This window comes from Mycobacterium sp. GA-1841 (assembly GCF_001954135.1).
In the GTDB taxonomy this organism is placed as follows: domain Bacteria; phylum Actinomycetota; class Actinomycetes; order Mycobacteriales; family Mycobacteriaceae; genus Mycobacterium.
Genome location: NZ_MBEQ01000120.1, coordinates 23,886 through 44,129 on the forward strand (window position 1 = coordinate 23,886; position 20,244 = coordinate 44,129).

The 20,244-nt window shown below is 66.8% G+C and carries 21 protein-coding genes; 1 reads left to right on the top strand and 20 read right to left on the bottom strand.

The window, feature by feature from the left end; genetic code table 11:
• The first annotated feature begins 3 nt into the window (after positions 1 to 3).
• A complete protein-coding gene (locus A5740_RS26875) occupies positions 4 to 183 on the top strand; it encodes a hypothetical protein (protein WP_076199282.1) in 180 nt (59 codons plus the stop codon).
• Here A5740_RS26875 and A5740_RS26880 read toward each other — a convergent pair.
• From A5740_RS26880 to A5740_RS26975, 20 genes are read right to left on the bottom strand one after another with little or no spacing between them, the layout of a single operon-like run.
• Positions 144 to 1,355 (bottom strand): MlaD family protein, encoded by a 1,212-nt coding sequence (locus A5740_RS26880; protein WP_076199284.1) that lies wholly within the window; start codon positions 1,353 to 1,355, stop codon positions 144 to 146. The two genes, A5740_RS26875 and A5740_RS26880, sit on opposite strands and share 40 nt — an antisense overlap.
• A complete protein-coding gene (locus A5740_RS26885; RefSeq protein ID WP_076199286.1) occupies positions 1,352 to 2,476 on the bottom strand; it encodes an MlaD family protein in 1,125 nt (374 codons plus the stop codon). Before A5740_RS26885 ends, A5740_RS26880 begins: the two co-directional genes overlap by 4 nt.
• Positions 2,473 to 3,588: an MCE family protein gene (locus A5740_RS26890; RefSeq protein ID WP_076199288.1), complete on the bottom strand. Its 1,116-nt coding sequence runs from the start codon at positions 3,586 to 3,588 to the stop codon at positions 2,473 to 2,475. Before A5740_RS26890 ends, A5740_RS26885 begins: the two co-directional genes overlap by 4 nt.
• Complete coding sequence (locus A5740_RS26895; RefSeq protein WP_076199290.1) at positions 3,585 to 4,595, bottom strand: MlaD family protein; 1,011 nt, start codon at positions 4,593 to 4,595, stop codon at positions 3,585 to 3,587. The genes A5740_RS26890 and A5740_RS26895 overlap by 4 nt, the downstream gene beginning before the upstream one ends.
• A complete protein-coding gene (locus A5740_RS26900) occupies positions 4,588 to 5,673 on the bottom strand; it encodes an MlaD family protein (protein WP_139335371.1) in 1,086 nt (361 codons plus the stop codon). The genes A5740_RS26895 and A5740_RS26900 overlap by 8 nt, the downstream gene beginning before the upstream one ends.
• 10 nt (positions 5,674 to 5,683) lie before the next feature.
• Positions 5,684 to 7,069 (bottom strand): MlaD family protein, encoded by a 1,386-nt coding sequence (locus A5740_RS26905; protein ID WP_083654469.1) that lies wholly within the window; start codon positions 7,067 to 7,069, stop codon positions 5,684 to 5,686.
• 11 nt (positions 7,070 to 7,080) lie between these two features.
• Entirely contained in the window at positions 7,081 to 7,893 is an 813-nt protein-coding gene (locus tag A5740_RS26910) for an ABC transporter permease (RefSeq protein ID WP_076199294.1), read from the bottom strand.
• A 1-nt stretch (position 7,894) separates the two neighbouring features.
• On the bottom strand, positions 7,895 to 8,731 hold the full coding sequence (locus A5740_RS26915) for an ABC transporter permease (RefSeq protein ID WP_076199296.1): 837 nt from the start codon (positions 8,729 to 8,731) through the stop codon (positions 7,895 to 7,897).
• Positions 8,728 to 10,416, bottom strand: a complete 1,689-nt coding sequence (locus A5740_RS26920) for a fatty acyl-AMP ligase (protein ID WP_371454814.1) — start codon at positions 10,414 to 10,416, stop codon at positions 8,728 to 8,730. Before A5740_RS26920 ends, A5740_RS26915 begins: the two co-directional genes overlap by 4 nt.
• Positions 10,353 to 10,550: a phosphopantetheine-binding protein gene (locus A5740_RS26925; protein WP_254849357.1), complete on the bottom strand. Its 198-nt coding sequence runs from the start codon at positions 10,548 to 10,550 to the stop codon at positions 10,353 to 10,355. The genes A5740_RS26920 and A5740_RS26925 overlap by 64 nt, the downstream gene beginning before the upstream one ends.
• Positions 10,551 to 10,608: 58 nt before the next feature.
• Complete coding sequence (locus A5740_RS26930; protein WP_076199302.1) at positions 10,609 to 11,379, bottom strand: ABC transporter permease; 771 nt, start codon at positions 11,377 to 11,379, stop codon at positions 10,609 to 10,611.
• A complete protein-coding gene (locus A5740_RS26935) occupies positions 11,376 to 12,323 on the bottom strand; it encodes an ABC transporter ATP-binding protein (protein ID WP_076199304.1) in 948 nt (315 codons plus the stop codon). The genes A5740_RS26930 and A5740_RS26935 overlap by 4 nt, the downstream gene beginning before the upstream one ends.
• Positions 12,324 to 12,330: 7 nt before the next feature.
• On the bottom strand, positions 12,331 to 13,083 hold the full coding sequence (locus A5740_RS26940; protein WP_083654458.1) for a hypothetical protein: 753 nt from the start codon (positions 13,081 to 13,083) through the stop codon (positions 12,331 to 12,333).
• The gene (locus A5740_RS26945; protein WP_076199306.1) at positions 13,080 to 13,586 is read right to left on the bottom strand and encodes a hypothetical protein; all 507 of its coding nucleotides are present in this window, start codon (positions 13,584 to 13,586) and stop codon (positions 13,080 to 13,082) included. Before A5740_RS26945 ends, A5740_RS26940 begins: the two co-directional genes overlap by 4 nt.
• 13 nt (positions 13,587 to 13,599) lie before the next feature.
• Positions 13,600 to 14,259 carry a hypothetical protein gene (locus A5740_RS26950; RefSeq protein WP_076199308.1) on the bottom strand — a complete coding sequence of 220 codons (660 nt, stop codon included), beginning with the start codon at positions 14,257 to 14,259 and terminating at the stop codon, positions 13,600 to 13,602.
• Positions 14,256 to 15,758, bottom strand: a complete 1,503-nt coding sequence (locus tag A5740_RS26955) for a pyridoxal-dependent decarboxylase (protein ID WP_076199310.1) — start codon at positions 15,756 to 15,758, stop codon at positions 14,256 to 14,258. The genes A5740_RS26950 and A5740_RS26955 overlap by 4 nt, the downstream gene beginning before the upstream one ends.
• Complete coding sequence (locus A5740_RS26960) at positions 15,755 to 17,080, bottom strand: aminotransferase class III-fold pyridoxal phosphate-dependent enzyme (RefSeq protein WP_076199312.1); 1,326 nt, start codon at positions 17,078 to 17,080, stop codon at positions 15,755 to 15,757. Before A5740_RS26960 ends, A5740_RS26955 begins: the two co-directional genes overlap by 4 nt.
• On the bottom strand, positions 17,080 to 18,141 hold the full coding sequence (locus tag A5740_RS26965; RefSeq protein WP_076199314.1) for a fatty acid desaturase: 1,062 nt from the start codon (positions 18,139 to 18,141) through the stop codon (positions 17,080 to 17,082). Before A5740_RS26965 ends, A5740_RS26960 begins: the two co-directional genes overlap by 1 nt.
• Positions 18,138 to 19,118 carry an NAD-dependent epimerase/dehydratase family protein gene (locus tag A5740_RS26970; protein ID WP_076199316.1) on the bottom strand — a complete coding sequence of 327 codons (981 nt, stop codon included), beginning with the start codon at positions 19,116 to 19,118 and terminating at the stop codon, positions 18,138 to 18,140. The genes A5740_RS26965 and A5740_RS26970 overlap by 4 nt, the downstream gene beginning before the upstream one ends.
• Positions 19,118 to 20,239 carry an N-acetyltransferase gene (locus tag A5740_RS26975; protein WP_371454816.1) on the bottom strand — a complete coding sequence of 374 codons (1,122 nt, stop codon included), beginning with the start codon at positions 20,237 to 20,239 and terminating at the stop codon, positions 19,118 to 19,120. The genes A5740_RS26970 and A5740_RS26975 overlap by 1 nt, the downstream gene beginning before the upstream one ends.
• Positions 20,240 to 20,244: the final 5 nt, after the last annotated feature.

The window sequence follows — 20,244 nt, forward strand, 5'->3', positions numbered from 1 at the left end:
CACATGTCCCGGTTTTCCCGTATCCGCGACCTGCTGAAAAACGTCGCGATGACATGCTTCGTCCGATTCCTGCGGTTGATCGTCGTCATCGCCGAGTGGTGGCCGGCGGCCCCCGCGCCGAGCCGGTCGGTGCACTCGGACGATCAGCGGGGCGGCTCGATGGGCAGCGTGGGTCCGCCGTAGGGAGTCGGAATGGTGTAGCGGCCCGGCGGCGTCGGATCGGCCGTGGTGGCCAGGTCCGCCCCGGCCGGAGGGCCCGCGGTGTCGTCGCCGGCCGGCCGCGGAGCATTGCGCGCACCGCGAACCAGCAGGCTCGGATCGTCGTCGTGGCAGTAGGTGTACAGGAACGGTTCGGGATAGTCGGCGGCCGAGGGCGGCCTGCGGGTCGTGCCGTAATCGCAGGCGTACCGCGGATAGATGTCGGCGGTCACCCATAGTCCGTGTTCGTGCATCGTGCTGATGAAGGCCTCCAGCGCCGAACCCCGGTAGTCGGGGAAGAGCGCGTCGAGCGCCGGCACCCGGACATAGGACAGCTGCGCGACGGTGGCAAGATTTCCCAGCAACTGCACCATGGTCTCCGAATTGTCGGTGAACAGGTTGTCGATCGCGCCCAGCGTCGCCGGGGACCGGCCGAGCAACGTGCGGTAACCCTCCTGCATCCCCGCCACGCCTGTCAGCGTGTGGCGCAGATTGGTTGCCGTGGCGGCGATTCCCTCGTTCACATCCACCGCCGAGGACAACACGATCCGGCTGTTGCGGATGATGCCCACCGTCTCGGGTAGCACCGAATCCAGCGTGGACAGCAGGAATGTCCCGCCGTCGACGATCGCGGAAAGCTTCTGCGGCCCGGCGTCAGTCAGGCTCAGTTCCTCCTTGACCCGCTCCAGCTTCTGCGGATCCACCTGCGCCAGAACCCCGTCCGCATGGGCCAGCAACTCGGCCATCGGGACCGGTACAGCCGTACGGTCGCGGGCGATCACGTCGCCGTCGGCCAGATACGGGCCGCCGTCGGAGGCCGCCGAGAAGTCGACGTACTGTTCGCCGGCCGCCGACAAGGCCGACACCCGGACCGAACTCGACGCCGGAATACGCACGTCGTCCGACACTCTCAGGACTGCCTCGACACCACGAGGTGTGAAGGCGAGCTCCTCGACCTTGCCCACCCGCACCCCGCGCATCGTCACATCCTGATTGGGCAGCAGCCCACCGGATTCCGACAGCTGAACCGTCACGCGGTAGGTCGCCGAAAGTGGCCGCACGTGCAGCACGCCGACCATCAGGTAGGCGACCGAGATGACCAGGGTGAGCGCCAACGCGGCCAGCGCGACCCAGGCACTGCGCGGGGAGCCGCTCACGGCTGCGGCCCTCTGCCGACGACCCGTTCCTGCAGGCGCCAGAGCACGAACTTGATCGACCCGACGAGCTGATGCCAATCGGCCCGTTTGGGACCGTGCAGCCCGGGGTCCCCCGAGAACCCGGCATCGGGAATCGATCCGAGCACGAGCCGGTCGATCCCGGCCGCCCCTGCCATCGACGTTCCCGCCGTCATCTTGATGAAAGGGGCGTACAGCCGGTTCAGCGAGGCCAGGCTGGTCTGCGGGTCCACGACGACGTCGTTGAACGCGCGGGCGATGGTGTCTGCATCCGCGATCACGCTGCGGCCGCTGGAATCCGTTCCGGCGATGGACGGGAACTTGGCCAGGTTCTGCGAGATGTCGCCGAGCGTGAGAACGAGGTCGGTCACCCGGCCGGTGTTGTCGGCCAGTGTCTCGGTGGCCGGCGCGGCGGCCTGCAGCAGTTCACTGACCTCTTGGTTCTTTGACGCCAACAGCTCGGCCAGTCGGGTGGTCTCGGTCATCGCGGAATCGATCTGTGCCGACCGCGCATTCACCGTGCCCAGCAGCCGGTTCGATTTGGCCACCAGGTCACCGAAGGCGCGGCCGTCTGGCCCGGCCGCCCTACCCATGCCGTTGACGATGTTGGTCAGGTTGTGGACGGCGCCGCCGTTGACCAGGATCGCCGCCGAACTCAGCACCGACTCGACCGTCGCCGCCGCCGTGGTGGAGTCGAGGCCGATGCTGTCACCGTCTCGCAGTGAAGGCATCCCCGCCTCGCCGGTGCGGGACGGAACGATCGAGACGAACACATCACCCAGCGGTGTGGCCGAACGGAGTTCGGCCGTACTGCCCACCGGCAGTCGGACGTCGTCACTGATGCGCAGCGTGGTGACCGCGGTGAAATCGCGGGCGGTCATGTCCTCGACCTGACCGATGTCGGCCCCGCCGAGCTTGACCTTGGCATGCTCGGGAAGATTGAGCGCATTGGCGAACACCGCCGTGAGCCGGTAGCCACCCGATCCGAGCCCCGGCGCGGGCAACGGCAGGTCCGCCAGACCGTTCGTGGCGCATCCCGCGGTCAGCAGTACCGCCGACAACAGTCCCAGTAACCGGCGCAGTTTCGCTTGTGCCGCAGTCATTTCTGGCCCATCGCCGCGAGACCGTCGAGCATGTTGGTCAGCCCGAAGTCGGGGCCGTAGTCCTGCAGGGTGCCGGTGCTGCAGCCGAGTTGGCGCAGACCCATCATGTTGCAGACCTCCTTGGCCATCTGGCCGTCGAACACCATGCGATCGGCCAGGAAATGCGCGCGGATGGCACCGTTGCGTTGATCGATCGCGTTGTAGAGGTTGTCGGCCATCAGCGGAAGCACGTCGAAGAACTCCGCGAGCTCACGCTGGCGGTCGTTCAGGGTCCGCATGCTGGTGTCGCCGTTGGCGATGCCCTGCTTGATCAGATCCCGGTTCGCCGACAGGATCTGCCCGGTCTTCTCCACCACCTCGTTGAGTTGCCTGCCGGTGGTCCCCGACCCGAAGTCCTCGGCGGCCAGGATCTGGCTGAGTTGGCGCACCGTGGACCCGAATTCGCGCAGTTTCGCGTCGTTGCCGGCGGCTGCGTCCAGTAGCGATCCGAGGTTGGTGATGATCGTGGTCACCTGTTGGCGGGTGCGAGCACCGCCGTCAGAACTCAACCGCAGTGCACGCGACAGTTCGTCGAGGGCGCCCCTGATCTGCTCACCGTGCCCGGAGACCACACCGTCGCCCGAGTTCTGCAGGTCGGCCACCGGACCGCCCCCGGCCCCGTCACCGCGCAGAGACGTCGCCAGCTTGTCCAGCATCCCGAGGACCCGGTCGAACTCGACCGGGGTCTTGGTGCGGTGCAGACCGATGGTGTCGCCGTTGCGCAGCGTCGGTCCCCCTCGGTACGGCGGTGACAGCTCGATCTGGCGGTCGGTCAGGATCGAGGTGGACAGCGTCACCGCCTCGACGTCCGCCGGTATCGCGACCGTCTCGTCGACGGTGAAGTCGACCTCGGCATAGCTGCCATTCGGCGTCACCTGGGTGACCTGACCGACCGGGACGCCCAGTACTGCCACCACATTTCCGACGTACAGCCCTGCCGCACTGTCGAACTGGGCGGTGACGGTGATGCTGCGGTCGCGATGGGTGAGCAGGGACCTGCCCAGCCCGGCGACCACTGCCAACACGGCGATCAGCGCCGCAGCGATCATCAGGCGCTTGTGCCGGCCGATCATTTGCAGCCCTTCAGATAAGGGATCATCCCGAACTGCTCGGCTCGCCCGCTGATCGCGCACATCCAGGAATCGATCAGGGCGCCTGCCGGGGCGTTGGTCTCGATCGCATTGCCGAACCCGGTGGCGTTCGCGATCTGACGGATCGGGACAGGCGCGATCTGCAGGAGATTCCGGAACAACGCATCCTGCTCGGCGAACTTGCCGCTCAGCTGCTCCATGGTGGCGAGCACGTCGTCGAGCGCGGCCCGGTCGTGCACCGCGATGGTGTGCAGGGAGCCCACCACCGACCGCAGGGACTGCATCAGCGCATGAAAGGCGGCCGACCGTGCGACGAATTCACCCACGAGTTCCTGTCCCTGGCGGATGAAGTTGCCGATCTCGGACTGCTGGCGCCGCAGCATGCTGGTGACGTGCTCGGTGTTGACCAACAGATTGCCCAGCTGGCCGCGACGCTGCGCGATCACCGACGAGAGCGCGCGCACGTTGTCCATCGCCTGGGGTACCACCGCGGGCAGCCCGTCCAGTTGCCGGCTCAGCACGTCGAGCGAAGCAGCGATCCGGTCGGCGTCGACCTGCTCGAAGGTTCGGGTCGAATCCGCAAGGGCGGCTTGCAGATCGTAGGGAACCTCGGTGTGGGCCACGTCGATGGTGCGGTCGTCAGGCACTCCGTCGCCGCCCGGCCGCAGGTCGAGATAACGAGAACCGAACAACGTGGTGACCTTGATCGCGGCACGGGTGTCGCGGCCCACCGGCACGTCGTCGCGCACCAGGATGTCGGCCTCGACGTGGTCCCCGGCGAGGCGAACAGCGGTGACCGTTCCCACCGGGATGCCCGCGACCGCCACGACGTCGTCGGCGCGCAAGGCAGCCGCCTGGACGAATTCGGCTGTGTAGCGGTGATACCCGATGCCGGCCTCCTTGACGAGCAGCATCGCTGCGATCAGCCCGCCCACCGTGAGTACGGCCAGAAGTCCGAGCCAGGCCTTCCTGGAAACCTGGTCAGCCATTGGCCATGCTCCTGCACTTGGGGGTGTGCTTGGCGGTACCACCGGGCGTCGCGGCATCGACGATGATCGGCACGACGTCGTTGAGCCCGGGGAAGAACCCGTAGGCGTTGACGTCACACGCGTAGGCGTTCATGTAGGCGCCTTCTCCGAACACCCGCGACAATCCCTTCAACAGCAGCGGTGTGTTGAGACCCGTGTAGGCGATCTGCGGTTCGATGTCGAGCATGTGGCGGGTGTAGCCGGGCTCGCGGTTGAGCATGTCGCGGATCGTCGGTTGCACATCCTGCGCGATCCGGGACAGATTGCCCGCCACGGCCGTCATCGTGCCCAGAGACGACACCAGCGGCTCACGGCGATTGTCGAAGGCCACCACGGTGTTTCGGGCGGCCGTGATCGTGCGCTCGAAGTTGTCGTTCTGGCCGGACAGGTTGCCCACCACGCCGTCCAGCCCGGTGATGACCCGGTCGAGCGTTCGGTCCTGACCCACGAAGGTCTCGGTGAGAACCGATGTCTGGTCGACCAACTGGGTGATGGCGGCGGTGTCGCCCTGCAGCGATCCGACCACGGCGTTGGTGAGGTTGTTCACCTGCTCGGGGTCCAGGACGGCGAACAACGGTTCGTAACCGTTGAGCAGAGTGCCGATGTCGAAGGACGGCTCGGTGCGGTCGACCCCGATCACCGCCCCGACCGGAAGCTCGGTGGCCGGTCCTGCCCGACCGCGGTCCAACGCGAGATATCGCTGTCCGACGATGTTCTGGTAGTTGACCGACGCGACGGTGCCGCTGGTGAGGTGGTGGCCGTCCTGCACGATGAACGACACCTTGGCCAGGGTGCCCTGCAATTCGATCGCCTGGACGCGGCCAACCCGGACTCCGGCCACCCGCACGTCGTCGCCCTCACGTAGTCCGAAGACGTCGGTGAACACCGCCGAGTATGACGCGGTCGGGCCGCTGACATCGCGCCGCAGCGTGACATAGACCAGCCAGGTCAACACGGTGGCCACCACCAGGAACAGGCACAGCCCGAGCAGCGGGCCGCGGCGCCGGATCGAGTCGGCCGCCAGAGCAGATCTGGACATCGTTGGTCTCCTACTTGGGTTCGGGTGTGGGCAGCGGCGTTCGCGTGACGACCGTCCCGCGTGCGACGGGCCCCAGAAGCAGTTGCGTGGCCACCGTCGCGGGCTCTCCGACGATCTCGCCCAGCCGGTCGCGCTCCTGGCCGCTGCCGACCGGGCCGACGGTGCCGCCGAACGAGGCGGGGGCCAACAGCGGTGGCCCTACCGCGATCAGGTTGCCGTTCTCCCCGATGGCCGTACCCGGCGGTGGCGCCAGATCCGGCGGCGGCTGATAGTTCTGCGGCAGCAGGACTTCGGGGAGCTCCGCCCGAACGGGTACCTCGGGTGCGGTGAAGCAACTCGGCCCGACCAGTGCTCCGTATCGCGGGCAGTCGGCGCGGGTGTAGGTGAACGAGGGCGTGAACGAGAGATTCACCCGGCCGCGGGCGGTATCGAGTTCGGAGTCCCACACCTCGGCGAAGAAGGTGTCGGAGAACCTGGTCATCCGCTGGCTGATCGGCACGAAATGCTGGGCGTTCTGGGCCAGCACGCCCAGCACCGGGGTCAGGTCGGTAGTGATGTGGACCAGCCGGTCGGTCTGATTGTCCAGTGACTGTGCGCTGGTACCCGTGGTGTGTGCGGCTGCCGCCAGGAAATCCTCGAGGCTTCGGCGTTGCTCGACGAGGGTCCGCATCGGTCCGACCGCCTCGTGCAACGCCGAGACGAGGTCGGGCGCGGTCTGAGACAGCCCGCGCGCGGCTTCCGACAACGCCGAAATCGTCGACGGTCCTTCATCGGTCGCGACGACGGCATTCAGCTCATCGATGAGCCGGTTGAGTTCGGCCGCTGATGTCAGCAGTTGCCCGCGCCGGTTGTTGGTGGCCGCCGCGACGGCGGCGAGCACACCGACGGTGTGGTCGTCACGCCCTCGGCCCGCTGCCGCGAGGATGTCCCGCAGTTTGGTGAGGGTGGTCTGGAACAACACCGTCGGCAGCGCCGTGTCCTCGGGGATCCGGACACCGTCGCGGATCGCACCGGTCGCGCCGTCGGGGGACTCGACGAGTTGCACCGACGACACCGCGAAGGCGTTGCTGGGTACCACGCGTGCCGCCACGCCGGCCGGAATGCCCTGCGCATAGGAGCGTTCCAACCGGATGTGCACCTGACTCGGCTGCTCGCCGGTGCCCGGCGTGACGCTTTCCACCGCGCCCACCAGTACCCCGCGGAACTTCACATCGGAGCGGGCCGGCAGGCCGTCGCCGATGTTGCGCAGTTCGGCCACTACGTGCAGGCTGCGGTCGAACAGCCCGGCCGATTTGACCAGCAGCACCGAGGCCACCACACCCACCACGACCAATGCCACCGTGCCACGCCGGATCAGCTGTCTGCCGGTGAGGTGGTTCCCGTCCAGGTCGACCATGCTCGACACCGTCAACCACCCAGCCTTGCACCGGAATTCACGCTCCAGAGCGCCATGGTCAACAGCATGTTGACGATGATCACCACGGTGATACTGGCCCGCATGGCGTGCCCCGCCGCGATACCGACCCCCTCCGGACCGCCACCCGCGCAGAAGCCGTAGTAACACTGCACCGTCGCCGCGATCCAGACGAACACGACGGCCTTCACCATGGAGTAGACGATGTCGGGGCCGCTGATCAGCAACGTGAAGTAGTGCAGGTAGGGGCCGAGCGATCCGCCGCTGATGACGCCCACCATGATCTGACAGGACAGGTAGCAGATGCCCAGGCACGCCGCGTACAGGGGGATGATCGCGACCACCGAGGCCAGCAGGCGCGTCGTGATGAGGTATGGAATCGGCCTGATGGCAAGCGAATTCATCGCATCGATCTCCTCGGAGATCCGCATCGAACCGATCTGGGTGGTGAACCGGCAGCCCGCCTGAACCGCGAACGCCAGGGCCGCCATGATCGGGGCCAGCTCGCGGGTGGTGACCAGCGACGAGATGATCCCGGTCGCCGGGCCGAGTCCGAGCAGATTCAGGAAGTCGTATCCTTCGACCGCGATCAGGGCACCCGTGGTGATGCCGAGGACCAGGATCACCCCGGCGGTGCCGCCGCCCACCACGATCGAACCGTTGCCCCAGGTGATGTCGGAGACCAGCCGGAGGAACTCCCGGCGGTACCGGCGCAGGGCCAAGGGCGTACCGGAAAGGGCGTGGGTGGAGAAGGCGACGAAATGTCCGAAGCGCGCCACCGGACGGGTCATCACGGGCTGGGTCATGTCACAGTCCCGTCCGTGGGAACAGCATGGTGTAGAGCTGACTCACCGCGACGTTCACGATCATCAGCACCAGAACCGATTCCACCACCGCGGCGTTGACGGCGTTGGCCACGCCTGCCGGTCCCGGCCCGGCGGCCAGCCCTTTCTGACAGGACACGACCGCGACGATCGCGCCGTACACCGCCGATTTGAACAATGCGAGCAGCATGTCCCCCGTGGTGGCGAACGAGGCGAAGGTGGCGATGAAACTGCCTGGCGCACCGCCCTGTACGTAGACGTTGAACAGGTAGCTCGACAGGAATCCGACGAAGCACACCACCCCGGTCAGGGCGACTCCGATGACGATCGCTGCCGCGAACCGGGGCACGACGAGCCTGCGGATCACCGAAACACCCATTACCTCCATCGCGGCCGTCTCCTCGCGCATGGTCCGGCAGCCCAGGTCCGAGGTCATCGCGGCGCCCACCGCTGCGGCCAGCAACAGTGCGGCGACCAGCGAGGCGGCCTGTCGCACGACGGCCAGTCCGCTGGCCGCACCGGCGAGCGAGGTCGCGCCGACCTGTCCTGCCAGCAGCGCGAACTGGATCGACAAGGTGACCCCGATCGGCAGTGCCACCAGGATCGTCGGCATGACGGCCGCCCCGGCCATGAACGCCGCCTGCCGAACGAACTCGGCCCACTGAAAACGTCCGGCCAGCAGGTCGGTGACGCAGAACCGGATCGTCGTCAATCCGAATACCACCTGCTCACCGACCGTGGCCAGCGCCGCCACCGGATGGCGACGCAGGTATCCCGCACCTACCTGGACAACACGGGAACTGGTGTCCCGCAGTGTCATCGGGCGAGTTCACGCTCCCCGGGATGTCCCAGCCGGGCCAACCGCGCCGTCGTCTCCAACCGTCGCAACTTGCCCGAGGAGGTCTTGGGCAGCCAGCCGGCCGGGACCACGTGCACTGCCCGCGGGCTGAGCCCGAGCCGCCGATAGATTCGATCGGCGATCTCGGCACGGATCCGCGCGGTCTCGGCAGTGTCGTCGTGCAGCGCCGATTCGGCAACCATGGAGAACCCCTCACCGGCAGCCGCGGTGGAAAACCGCACCGCTGCAACGCCTCCCGAGCGGACACCGGCCACCCCGGCCACGCTTTGCTCGATGTCCTCGGGATGGACGTTGCGGCCCGAGACGATCAGGATGTCTTTCTTGCGGCCGCAGATGACGGGTTGGCCGTCGTCGGTCAGATAACCGATGTCGCCGGTGCGAAACCATCCGTCGGCGTCGGTGACCGCCTCGAAACCCTCGGGGGTGCGGTATCCGCGGGTCACGTTCTCGCCGCGGATCTCCAGTTCACCGACCGCAGGTGACTCGACCACGGTCCCGTCCTCGGCCACCACACGGATCTGACAACCCGGCAGCGGCTGCCCGAGCGCCACCTGCTGCGCACATACCCGGTATTCATCGCCAGGACGGACGAACGACACTCCCAGCGTCGCCTCCGCCATCCCGTAGGCCGGCACGATGGCGTGCTTGCGCAGACCGAATCGCGCGCCCTCGGTGGTCAACCGGTCCAGCGTCGCGATGTCGATGGCCTCGGCTCCGCTGAGCGCAAACCGCAAGGACGACAGGTCGTAGGCACCGTCGGCAGCCTTGCGGAGCCGGCGCGCCAGCACCGAGTACGCGAAGTTCGGGGCCGCGGTCATGGTTCCGCGATACCTGGTGATCAGCTCGGGCCACAGCAGCGGATCGCCGAGGAAGTCCACCGGCGTGACCTTCACGGTCTCGATGCCCAGGCACATCGGCGTGATCAGATAGCCCATCATGCCCATGTCATGAAAAAGAGGCAGCCAGCTCACCACGACATCGGTCTCGGGGTCCGCACCCGAGGCGGCCGCCATCCCGACCAGATTGGCCTCGATGTTGCGGTAGCTGATCGCGACGGCCTTGGGCCTGCCGGTCGATCCCGAAGTCAACTGTGCGAACGCGATCGCGTCCTCGTCCGATTCCACGATCTGACCCGGTGTCGCGTCGAGCAATTCGGTCAGCAGCAGGGTCTGCACCCCGGCCGCGGACAGCGCCTCGCCGGCGGCCAGTAAGGGGCTACCGACGACGACAGTCGAGGCGCCGATGGTCGACAACGTGGGGATAAGATCCGCCGCCCAGGCAGAGATCTCGGTCCGGTGGGTCGGATGGTGCAGCATGGTCACGGCCGCACCGGACATCCAGATGCCCTGCACCAGCGGGGCGATCTCGCCCGGTGCGCCGGCCAGCACGGCCACCGCATCTCCCGGCTTGACCCCGGCCTGCTGCAGCCCGCCTGCAACGGCGCGGCCGGACCGGTGCACCTGCGCCCAGGTGACCCTGGTCAGTTGTTCGAGCCGCGAGCTGCCGTCCGGATCCACCGGGGCCGCGGTGAGACCGCGCGACGTGATACCCACCGCGCCTTGCAGTCTCGCCAGGATGCGGTTCACGGCTGCCCCAGCAGGGTGCGGTTCTCCACCAGCTCGACCAGCGCGCCGACGGTCTTGCATCCGAACACATCGTCCTTGTTGAGCACGACGCCGAATCGGTTCTTGATCTCGGACACCCCGAGGGCGAACGACAGTGAGTCGAAACCCAGGTCCCCGACCAGCTCCGAGAAATCGTTGACATCTTCGGCGGGCATTTCGAGTTCGTCGGTGATGAACTCGATGAGGAATTCCCGTACTTCTGACACGGCCTGACTACCTTCCGATCTTGCGGCGAATCACCAGGTGAATGGGTATCTGGAGAACGGCGAACATGCCAATGGCGACAAGGCAACCCGTGATGACGGTGCCGGTGTCGAACTCGCCGTACATGATGGTCGACGCGGCCGCCACGATGTGGGAGAACGGGTTGAGGTTGATGCTGAACCGAAGCCAGTCCGACAGGAACACCGAGGGCATGAGCGCCTGGCTGATGAACAACACCGGCAGTGCCAGCGGCAGCATCGCCACGGGTGCCTGCGGGTTGAGCGTGCGCAGCGCCACGAGGTAGAACAGCGAGCTGTAGGCCGCCGACCACAGGAACATCAGCACGACGAGCAGTGCGGCAGTGAGGGTCCCGGCCCGCAGCGGCGCATCGAGCAGGGCCAGCAGCGCGATCACGATGACTGCGGCGGGCAGGATGCGGAACATCTCGAATCCGAACTTCGCCGCCATGATCTGACTGGTCGACACCCCGTAGAGCCGCAGCCGATCGGTGAAGCCGGACCGGATCTCGTCGATCAGGGTGCCCGCGCCGTAGCCGGCGCCGAGCATCGGGATCAGCATGATCAGGCCCGGGGCGATGTAGGCGGTATAGGACGACAACGGGAATCCGGGCAGATCGGCGACCCGCTGGAACATCGATCGCACGAAGATCACCAGGACCACAGGGAAGACGATCGGGAAGATGAAACCGAAGACCGGCTGGCGCAGGCCCACGACCACGTAGCGGCGGAGCAGCCGCAGGGTGTTCGACAACGACTTCATCGGGTGGCCTCCAGAAACGCGTCACGTAGTGAGGTCGACCGGACCTCGATATCGGCCTCGCCCAGTCCGACTCGCTCCAGCTCGGCGCTGAGCCTGCCGAGGGCGGACGCCGACGCCGACTCAAGGGCCGTCGTCAGCGTGGTGTCACTCGTACGCTCCACGGCGTATCCGGTTGCGGACAATCCCTGCACCGCCGTATCGGGTATCGGTGTGCCCGACGAGATCGCTGCGACGAATCCATGACTTCTGGTGAATTCCTGGGTCGAACCGGAGGCGACCAATCTGCCGTCCTTGATGATCCCGACTTCGTCGGCCAGCGAAACCGCTTCGTCCATGTCGTGGGTGGTCAACACCACCGTGCGGCCCTGCGAGCGCAGAGACCGGATGGCGTTCCACACCTCTTGCTTGCCCTCGATGTCGAGGCCGCTGGACGGCTCGTCGAGGAACAGCATCTTCGGGTCGTGCGCCACCGCCAGCGCCACGTCGACGCGGCGACGCATCCCGCCCGACAACGCCCCGACCTTGCGGGTGAGGTACTTGCCCAGGCCGAACTGTTCGACGAGTTCGTCCTCGCGCGTGCACCTTTCGGACTTCGGCCAGCCGGCCATCGCCAGGCTCATGCGGATCTGTTCGACCGGTGACATCCACAGGTCGAGTGCGACCTCCTGCAGCGCCACGCCGATGAGCGGTCGCAGCTCATCGGTTTCGGCGACGGGGATGCCGAGCACTTCCAGCCGGCCGCTCGTCGGTGCGAGCAGCGTGGTGGCCATGCGGATGGTGGTGGTCTTGCCGGCGCCGTTGCGGCCGAGCAGGCAGTAGACCACCCCGCGGGGCACCGTCAGGCTGAGTCCGTCGACGGCACGGGTCTGTGTGCCCGGATACGACCTGGTGACGTCCTCGGCGAGCAATGCCGGCGACGAATTGTCTTGGTTGTCTTCAGACATGGGCCGTTCAATCTCCGACTCTGGGAAGGACGTGGCGCTCCAGCTCTTCGGTCAGATGGATGCCCTGCGCGGTCAGGTCCACCTTGAGCTCGGTGTAGAGCGGAAAACTGCCGCCCTTGGGTGTCTCGTTGACCTGGTGGATCGTGCCGGTGCTCACCCCGGTCACGTCGAGATCGACCACGGTGCGGACCAATTCGACAGGTTTGCCGCGCCAGCTGCTGTTCCGAGTGCCTTCTGAACGCACACTTCCGCGTACCGCCGCGCCGCCACCGCACGAGCCGGTCAGTTCACGCGGTTCCCCGGTATCTCCCAGGTCGATTCCACCGTTGACTGCGCATTGCAACGACACGCGTGAGTCGAGCGGGTTGACGATCGTGATCGCATCGAGAGTGCCGGCCCCGGCATCGTCAGACCCAGTGGAGACGATGCCGGTCTCGTACGGGAAACGGTCGCCGGAGTAGTACTGCTCGACCTTCAGCTCACCGCGCCGCGGTCCCGGGCCGATGGTCAGTACACCCGACGTGGGCAGCGATGTCTTCTCGTCGAGGTAGGTGACCGAGCCCGAAATCTCCAACGGGTAACTCCCGAAGGGTGATCCGGCGCGGGGTTCGGCCCCCGGTTCGGCCACCGCGTCGGGGTACTTCAGCAGCTCGTATGCGTGCCCCACCGGCCTTCCGGCCTCCTCGTTCACCGGTGCGCAGCCGGCCAGCAGACCGGACCCGAGCAAACCTGCCCCGGCCGCCGCGAGAATCCGCCTCACCTCGCCGCGCCCGCACCGGTCAGGGTCCGGCTCAGCCTGCGGTGCCGGTGGGTGAAGAAGGCCGACAGGACCCGGCTCATCACCTTTCCCCAGCCGGGGATCAGACCCATCGGTGCCTGTGGAGCCAGCGTGATCTCATCGGTGACGATGGTCTTGTCCCCCAACGGTTCCAGGGTGCGGTGATGAACCCAGATCCGCATTCCGGTCATGATGGACTCTTCCCGGAACATGCGGCCGGGATCGATCTTGGCGATGGTGATGTCGTCGAAGCCGAACGGCACGATGCCGAACAGCAGCAGGAAGCTCTTGCCGATGCGGGTACCGGGGGTGACGTCGGCGATCGACTGTCCCCGGAACTGGCGTGGCATGGTCATCTTGAGATAGGGACCCATCTCGTCGTTGATGCCCTCCTGGGTGGTCACCCGGTCCCACACGAGGTCGACGGGACAGTCGATCTCGCTGACCTTTCGGAAGACGTGCTCTTGAGTGTGAATCGATCGCATCTGGTGTGTTCCTCTAACTGCTGGACGGTAGAAGGGTTCTGGTGGCATCGGCGATGAAGGACCCGCTGATGTCGACGACGGCGGGGACGCTGTCCGCCCCGATGTAGTCCGGCATGATCTCGCCGATCTGGTGAATTCGGGGCGACAACAGCCGGCTGTACCACTCGAACAGCGGAACCACGAGCGCCACGGTGACGTAGTCGACGCCGTCGGCCGCCAGGCTGCCGAAGAATGCCTGCCAGATCTGCTCGATCATGCCCACGCGCCGGTGTTTCTTGAGCACACCCTGGGTCGCCAGTTCGGCGATCCGCTCAGGTGAGATGTCGTCGAAGAAGGAATTCCACTCGGGGTAAAGGTAATTCCGTAACGGCCGGCCGGCCGCCGCATAGTGGCGACCGTCGCGCAAGGTGCTGAAGCTGTCCAGTCCGAGTCGGGCATCGGCGCGTAGACCCCGCAGAACCCCGACCGGTTCGTCGGAATCCTCGCGCATGCCCACGAAGATCTCCGATGACCTTTCCCACGGCCGGTAGTGCACCATCTCGCCGGCCGCGATGTCCGCCTCGCTCGCGTAGTCGTTCTCCAGGCCGAAAATGGTGTACTCGACGCTCTTCGCCCAACCGAACCGTTCATCGTCGGGTCGCACGCGCTCGACCCGCAGTGATCTGGTGTTCATGCGGTGGTGAATTCCCTTCCCCGGGCATGCAGGATCCGTTGTCCCTCAGCGGCGATGGCGGCGATCACGTCGGCGGCAGCCTCGGGAGTGATCAGCGGGTTGACGAAGGTGAGCTTGAGCGCCTGACCTCCGGCGGCGGTCGACCGGCCGAGAACGGCACGCCCGGATTCGGCCAGGGCCGTTCGGATCGCCTGGTTGGCGTCGTCGCATTCGGTATCCGACAGGTCCGGATGCTGCCAACGCACGACGACGGTGTTCGTGGCGGCGGGTGCCACCAGTGCCAGGCGCGGATGATCGGACACCGCATCGGCGGCCGCAGCCGCGGCCGCACAGGTGGCCTCGATCATCTCTCCCACCCGCTGCCTGCCCAGTGCCCGCAACGTCACGAACACCTTCAGAGCGTCGAACCGACGCGTGGTCTGCAGCGACTTTCCGACCAGGTTGACCACGTCTTCGGCCGAATCCTGCAGCGGGTTCAGGTAATCGGCGTGGTCGGCCAGTATGTCGAAGGAATCGCTTCGTCGTACCAGCAGTGCGCTACAGCTGATCGCCTGGAACAACAGCTTGTGGAAGTCGATGGCTATGGAGTCGGCGTGCTCGATTCCGCGCAGCAGCTGGCGATGGGTGTCACTGAACATCAGGCAGCCACCTGCGCAGGCGTCGACATGGGTCCAGATATCGTGCTCGCGCGCAACGGTGATCGCCTCCGGCAGCGGATCGATCGCGCCGAAGTCGGTGGTTCCGGCGGTGAGTACGAGTGCCATGATCGGCGTGCCGGCCTCGACCGCCCGATCGATGCAGTCACCGAGCGCGTCGGCACGCATGCGCCCGGCCGCATCGGTCGGCACCTCGACCACGGCACCCGACAACCCCAGGATCCGCAGCGCCTGCCGCACCGAGAAATGGGTCTGGCGAGTACACAACACCCGCCAGGATCCGGCGCCGGCCGGCAGCCCCGCCGCCAGGTCAGACCCGAATCTGTCCCGGGCGAACAGGTCTCGGGCCATCATCAGCGCCTGCAGGTTGGACTGGGTGCCGCCGCTGGTGAACGTTCCGTCGGCGTCGTCGCCGTATCCGAGTACGGCGCACAGGTCGCGGATGACCTTCTGCTCGACGGCAGTGGCCGCCGGTGCCTGGTCGAAGGAGTCCAGCGACTGGTTGAAGGCGCTGACGAGGATCTCGGCTGCCAGTGACGACACCGTCGGAGGACAGTGCAGATGCGCCAGATAACCGGGATGCGTCACGACGGCCGAGCGTCCGGACAGCAGGCCGGCGGCCTCACCGAGCGCGCGCGGCAATCCGATTCCCGCTGGCGCGTCGAGGCTGAACTCCTCGACCGCCCGGTCCAACTCTGTGTACCCGGATACCAGGCCCGGACTCGCCGGATCGCGCAGCTCGGTCCCGGTCCAGATGGCCGCCAGGGTCAGCGCTTCGCGATACCCGGCCAATCCGCCAGGGGTGAGAAAGTCGCCCGCGAACGGACTCGTATCGAGGGTCACCGTGCTCCCATCAGGACGCTGCCTGCCGGCCGTTGCCGCTGGACCTGTCGCACGGCGGCGTCGAAGGCGGTGAGTGCCGTCGACATGTCGGCCTCGTCGATGGTCAGCGGGGGCAGAAACCGCACCACGTTCCCGTACTGTCCGCCGGTCTCGACGATCAGACCGTGCTGCAGACAGGCCAGCTGGATGCGCTGCGCCAGTTCCGCATCGGGGGCCGCCGCGCCGTGTTGCCCCGTGTTCATCGGGTCGACGATCTCGGCCGCCAGCATCAACCCGGCACCGCGCACGTCGCCCACGATCTCGGACTGCGCCGCAGCCGATTTCAATCCGTCGAGAAAGGCTGCGCCCGTCGCATGGACGCGATCGGACAGCCGCGTCTCGACAGCGAACCTGATCACGGCGCCGGCGGCGGCGAACGCCATCGCATTGCCGCGGAAGGTGCCCGTGAACGCCCCGGGCTCCCACACGTCATAGCGGTCGCGGATCACCAGTACCGCGATGGGGAGTCCGGACCCGAGTCCTTTCGAGATCACCATCATGTCGGGCTCGATATCGCACCGCTGGAACGCCCAGGCCGGCCCGGTCCGGAACATCCCCGCCTGTACCTCGTCGGCGATCAGCGGAACATCGAGGCGGGTCGCCATGTCTCGCAACGCCTTACCCCAACGGTACGGCGCAGGGATCACTCCACCCTCTCCCAGCACGAATTCCGCCAGGACGGAGGCCGGTGCCGTGATGCCCGAGTGCGGCCGGGCCAGGTTCTCGACGGCGGCGATCGCGAGGTCGACGCCACGCTCGCCCCCGACCCCGAAGGGGCACCGGTAGTCCTGGGGGTACGGCAGGAAGGTGGCGTGCGGCGCCAGTACTACGGGTTGGCGGCGCAGGTCGCCGCCGGAACTGGCTGCCCGGGCGGCCCGGGTGCAGCCGTGGAAACCGCCTTGCACGCCGATGTGTTCGCGCCCACCGGTGGCTACCTCGGCGAGCATCAGGGCCGCCTCGACGGCACTGGCACCGCTCGGCGAGCACAGGTGCACGCGGCCTTCCCGCGCCAGCCCCGGCGGCAGGATGGACAGCAGATCTTCGACGAAGCGTTCCCTGGTCGGGGTGTGGAAGTCCAGGGACTGCCACGGTTCTCCCGATTCGAGAGTCTTGATCACCGCTTCGCGGACAACCGGGTGATTCCAGCCAAGCGACATCGCCCCGGCCGCGGCCAGACAGTCGACGTACCAGCGGCCGTCGGCGTCGCGCAACCGGGCACCGGCCGCCTCGATCGGCCTGATCGACAGCCGCCGGGAGTAGGTCGCCGCCGACGATTCGCGCATCACAGCGCCTCCCGTGGGTGGGCGAGAAGCCGTCTCAGGGAGGCGGTCAGCGACCGATCCTCGGTGGCCCAGAACCCGCCGTCACGCGGAATCGCCTCGGCCAGGCGACGACGCGCCTTGCCGAGCTGGTGGTAGGGCAGCTTCGGAAACAGGTGGTGTACCGCGTGATAGCGCAGCCCGAGCGGGGCCCACAGTTCCCCGATGACCGGCATCGACGGATGGTCGATGGAGTCGAGCACCTGCTCGGGAAACGTCATCCGCTCGTTGCGGCTCTCGTAGCGGTGCGCGGCCAGCACCCGGATCCAGTTGACGAACAGCACCGCCGCGACGATCACGTACGCCTCGGCGAGCCGGTCCGGCGAATACACCCCGCCGACGAGCAGTGCCAGCATCACCACGAGGTACGCGAAGCACGCGATTTCCTGCACCAACCAGGAACGGGGGATGTGCCCTTCGGGCAGTTTGCGGACGAAGTCCGCGTCGATCATCAGCGCCGATGCCCGGGTCAGGACATAGGACCGGATCGGCGGGACCAACCAGGACAGCGGCGCCAACACCAGGAACCTCAGCACAAAGACGAGCGGACCGAGCAACGCGGTGAACGGCAGCGTGATCACCCGCCAGCGCGGTTCGGTCGCATACGGAACGTACTCACCGTCCTCGGCGGTTCCGTAGGTGCGCGAGCCGTGGTGATCCTGGTGGAACTCGTAGGTGAATTGCGGCACCAGCAAAGGGATTCCGCACACCAGGTGCCACACCACCGAGAACCCGCGCAGCTCCTGGGGTGCGTGCACGATCTCGTGGACGAACAGCACCGCGCGGTAGAACGCCAGGGCGGCGATCAGCATGCAACCGATTCCGAGCGGTGAGAGCAGTCGGTCGGCCGGACACAGCAGGAACGTGGTGTAGCCGATCACCACGCACGCGGTGAGATCGACCCAATAGATCCAGCGGCGTCGTGCGGTCAGGTCGGCGATCAGCGACCGCGCCTCGGCCATCGATATGCCGAGCACGTCTTTGGAGCCCGTCCCGGCCGCTGTCTGGCGGGTATCAGTGGTCATCGGATGAACTCCGTAATCAGCTCTGCGGCGGATATTCTCGGTATTCCGAGCTCCCGCTCGGCTTTGTCCGAGGCGTAGTACACGTGTCGTCCCATCAGCTCGACGTTCTCGGGCACCAGCGCATCGTCATGCCGTGGGTTGCCGATCAGGTCACGCATCACCCGGTTCCCTGCCCCGGCCGTCCGGAACAACCCCATGGGCAGGGGCCGGACGCGGTGGCTCCGCCCGACGGCTTCGACCAGCAGTTCGGCGATCCGCCGATACGTCAGGTTGACGCTGGACAGGATGTACCGCTCACCGGATCCGCCCTTGACCATCGCGGCGGTGGCGCCGGCGACGAAATCGCGGGCTGAGCAGACCGCTGTTCCGCCGGGGGGCACGCCGCGCAGCAGCCCTCGCCGGGCGGCGGTCCGCAGCGCCTGCCAGGATCGCGGCGGCCCGGCCGTCGGCGCAAAAACCGCTGCGGGATTGACCACCACGACGTCGAGTCCGCGCTCTCCGAAGTCGAGCATCACGCGTTCGCCGGCCCGTTTGGTCGCGGCGTACACGTTGTCGAGCACCGAATCCCTGACGTCGAACTGCTCGTCGGCGACCACACCGTCGGGCGGATATCCGATGGCCGCCGTCGACGACACATGTACGACCCGGCGGACTCCATGGCGGAGTGCGCTCTGCGCGACGTGATAGGACCCCAGCACGTTCGTGTTCCAGATGATGTGGGACAGGCGCGAATTCGGCGAAGCTATGCCGGCGAGGTGATACACGTGTGAGATGCCCCGCAGGGCCTCATCGACACTGGCCGCATCGGTGATGTCAGCACGGACCACCTCGACGGCACCGCCCAAACCCCCCGGCTGGGCCGCACCGTCGTCTGGTCCGGTCATGACGGTGACCGCTTCACCGTTGCGAACCAGCTCGGCGACCAGCGCACTGCCCAGGTACCCGGCTCCTCCTGTGACGAGGATTCGCCCGCTCATCACAGCGCCTTCTGGTAAACGCGGTGCCGTTTGTCCGGCTCGGTCTTCATCTGGGCGGCAAGAGAATTCGACCACACATTCTCTTCGTGCACCCAGGTTGTCGCCACCGAGGAATACCCGCTGCCGGTGCTCGCCCTGACGATCTCGCCGGCCAGGATCCGGCCGATGCCCGCCCCGAACCGGGTTTCAGAGGCGCCGATCAGGACGACGACCGCGGTGTCGACGCCGCGGATCCGTCCCCGGTGCTTGGCCGCGATGCGCATCAACATCGACGGGGTGAGCCGGCCGGACTGCCCGGCGATCTCGTTCACGTCGGGCAGCATCAACAGGAACCCGACGGGCACACCGTCCGCCTCGACGATCCGGACGATGCGGGGATCGATCAACGGCCGCATCTGTTCGGCCATCCCGGCGAACACCGGCTTGCTCAACGGGACGTTCTCGGGATGGTGGGCGAAGGAGTCGTTGTAGAGGCCGCGAAGAGTCTCCAGCTCGTTGTCGAAATCCTTCATCCGAACGGACCGCACCGTCGCGCCCTGCGCGTCCATCACCGCATCGGCACGTTTGACGAGGCGTTGCTGAACGGCACTGTCGGCCCCGGTGTTCCAGCGATAGGAAGCGCTGTCGAATTTCTTTCGATACCCGGCGGACTCGACGAGCGGCAGGTAATACGGCGGGTTGTACGGCTGCATGAGGGTCGGCGGGGTGCCGTAGCCCTCGGCGAGCAGGCCCACTTCCTCACGCGTCGAATAGCTGTAGGGCCCGATCATCCTGCCCATGCCACGGCGGCGCGCCCAGTTCTCCGCGGTTTCCAGCAGTGCACCGGCCACGTCCTCTTGATCGGTACTCTCGAAATGCCCGAAGAAGCCACAGTCGCCGTACCGCTTGACGTACTCGGAGTCGATACTGGCCGAGATCCGCCCGACGGGCCTATCACCCTGGTAGGCAACGAAGTTGGCGACGTCGACCTCGCGATGCAGCGGGTTCTTCCTGGCGTCCATCTTGGTCCGCATGCCCCGGCGCAACACCGGCCGCCACCGGGCATCTCCGCGGTACAGGCCCCATGGGAGGTCCACGAACCGGCTGGCTTCCGCGTGGGAGGTGACCTCACGGACGACCAGCGATG

Coding starts and splice junctions, on each gene's coding strand:
- A5740_RS26875 (WP_076199282.1), top strand. CDS start 4: ATGTCCCGGTTTTCCCGTATCCGCGACCTGCTGAAAAACGTCGCGATG.
- A5740_RS26900 (WP_139335371.1), bottom strand. CDS start 5,673: ATGTCCAGATCTGCTCTGGCGGCCGACTCGATCCGGCGCCGCGGCCCG.
- A5740_RS26925 (WP_254849357.1), bottom strand. CDS start 10,550: ATGCCCGCCGAAGATGTCAACGATTTCTCGGAGCTGGTCGGGGACCTG.
- A5740_RS26970 (WP_076199316.1), bottom strand. CDS start 19,118: ATGAGCGGGCGAATCCTCGTCACAGGAGGAGCCGGGTACCTGGGCAGT.
- A5740_RS26885 (WP_076199286.1), bottom strand. CDS start 2,476: ATGACTGCGGCACAAGCGAAACTGCGCCGGTTACTGGGACTGTTGTCG.
- A5740_RS26965 (WP_076199314.1), bottom strand. CDS start 18,141: ATGACCACTGATACCCGCCAGACAGCGGCCGGGACGGGCTCCAAAGAC.
- A5740_RS26905 (WP_083654469.1), bottom strand. CDS start 7,069: ATGGTCGACCTGGACGGGAACCACCTCACCGGCAGACAGCTGATCCGG.
- A5740_RS26960 (WP_076199312.1), bottom strand. CDS start 17,080: ATGCGCGAATCGTCGGCGGCGACCTACTCCCGGCGGCTGTCGATCAGG.
- A5740_RS26890 (WP_076199288.1), bottom strand. CDS start 3,588: ATGATCGGCCGGCACAAGCGCCTGATGATCGCTGCGGCGCTGATCGCC.
- A5740_RS26915 (WP_076199296.1), bottom strand. CDS start 8,731: ATGACACTGCGGGACACCAGTTCCCGTGTTGTCCAGGTAGGTGCGGGA.
- A5740_RS26950 (WP_076199308.1), bottom strand. CDS start 14,259: ATGAACACCAGATCACTGCGGGTCGAGCGCGTGCGACCCGACGATGAA.
- A5740_RS26935 (WP_076199304.1), bottom strand. CDS start 12,323: ATGTCTGAAGACAACCAAGACAATTCGTCGCCGGCATTGCTCGCCGAG.
- A5740_RS26945 (WP_076199306.1), bottom strand. CDS start 13,586: ATGCGATCGATTCACACTCAAGAGCACGTCTTCCGAAAGGTCAGCGAG.
- A5740_RS26910 (WP_076199294.1), bottom strand. CDS start 7,893: ATGACCCAGCCCGTGATGACCCGTCCGGTGGCGCGCTTCGGACATTTC.
- A5740_RS26895 (WP_076199290.1), bottom strand. CDS start 4,595: ATGGCTGACCAGGTTTCCAGGAAGGCCTGGCTCGGACTTCTGGCCGTA.
- A5740_RS26920 (WP_371454814.1), bottom strand. CDS start 10,416: ATGCAAGACCGTCGGCGCGCTGGTCGAGCTGGTGGAGAACCGCACCCT.
- A5740_RS26930 (WP_076199302.1), bottom strand. CDS start 11,379: ATGAAGTCGTTGTCGAACACCCTGCGGCTGCTCCGCCGCTACGTGGTC.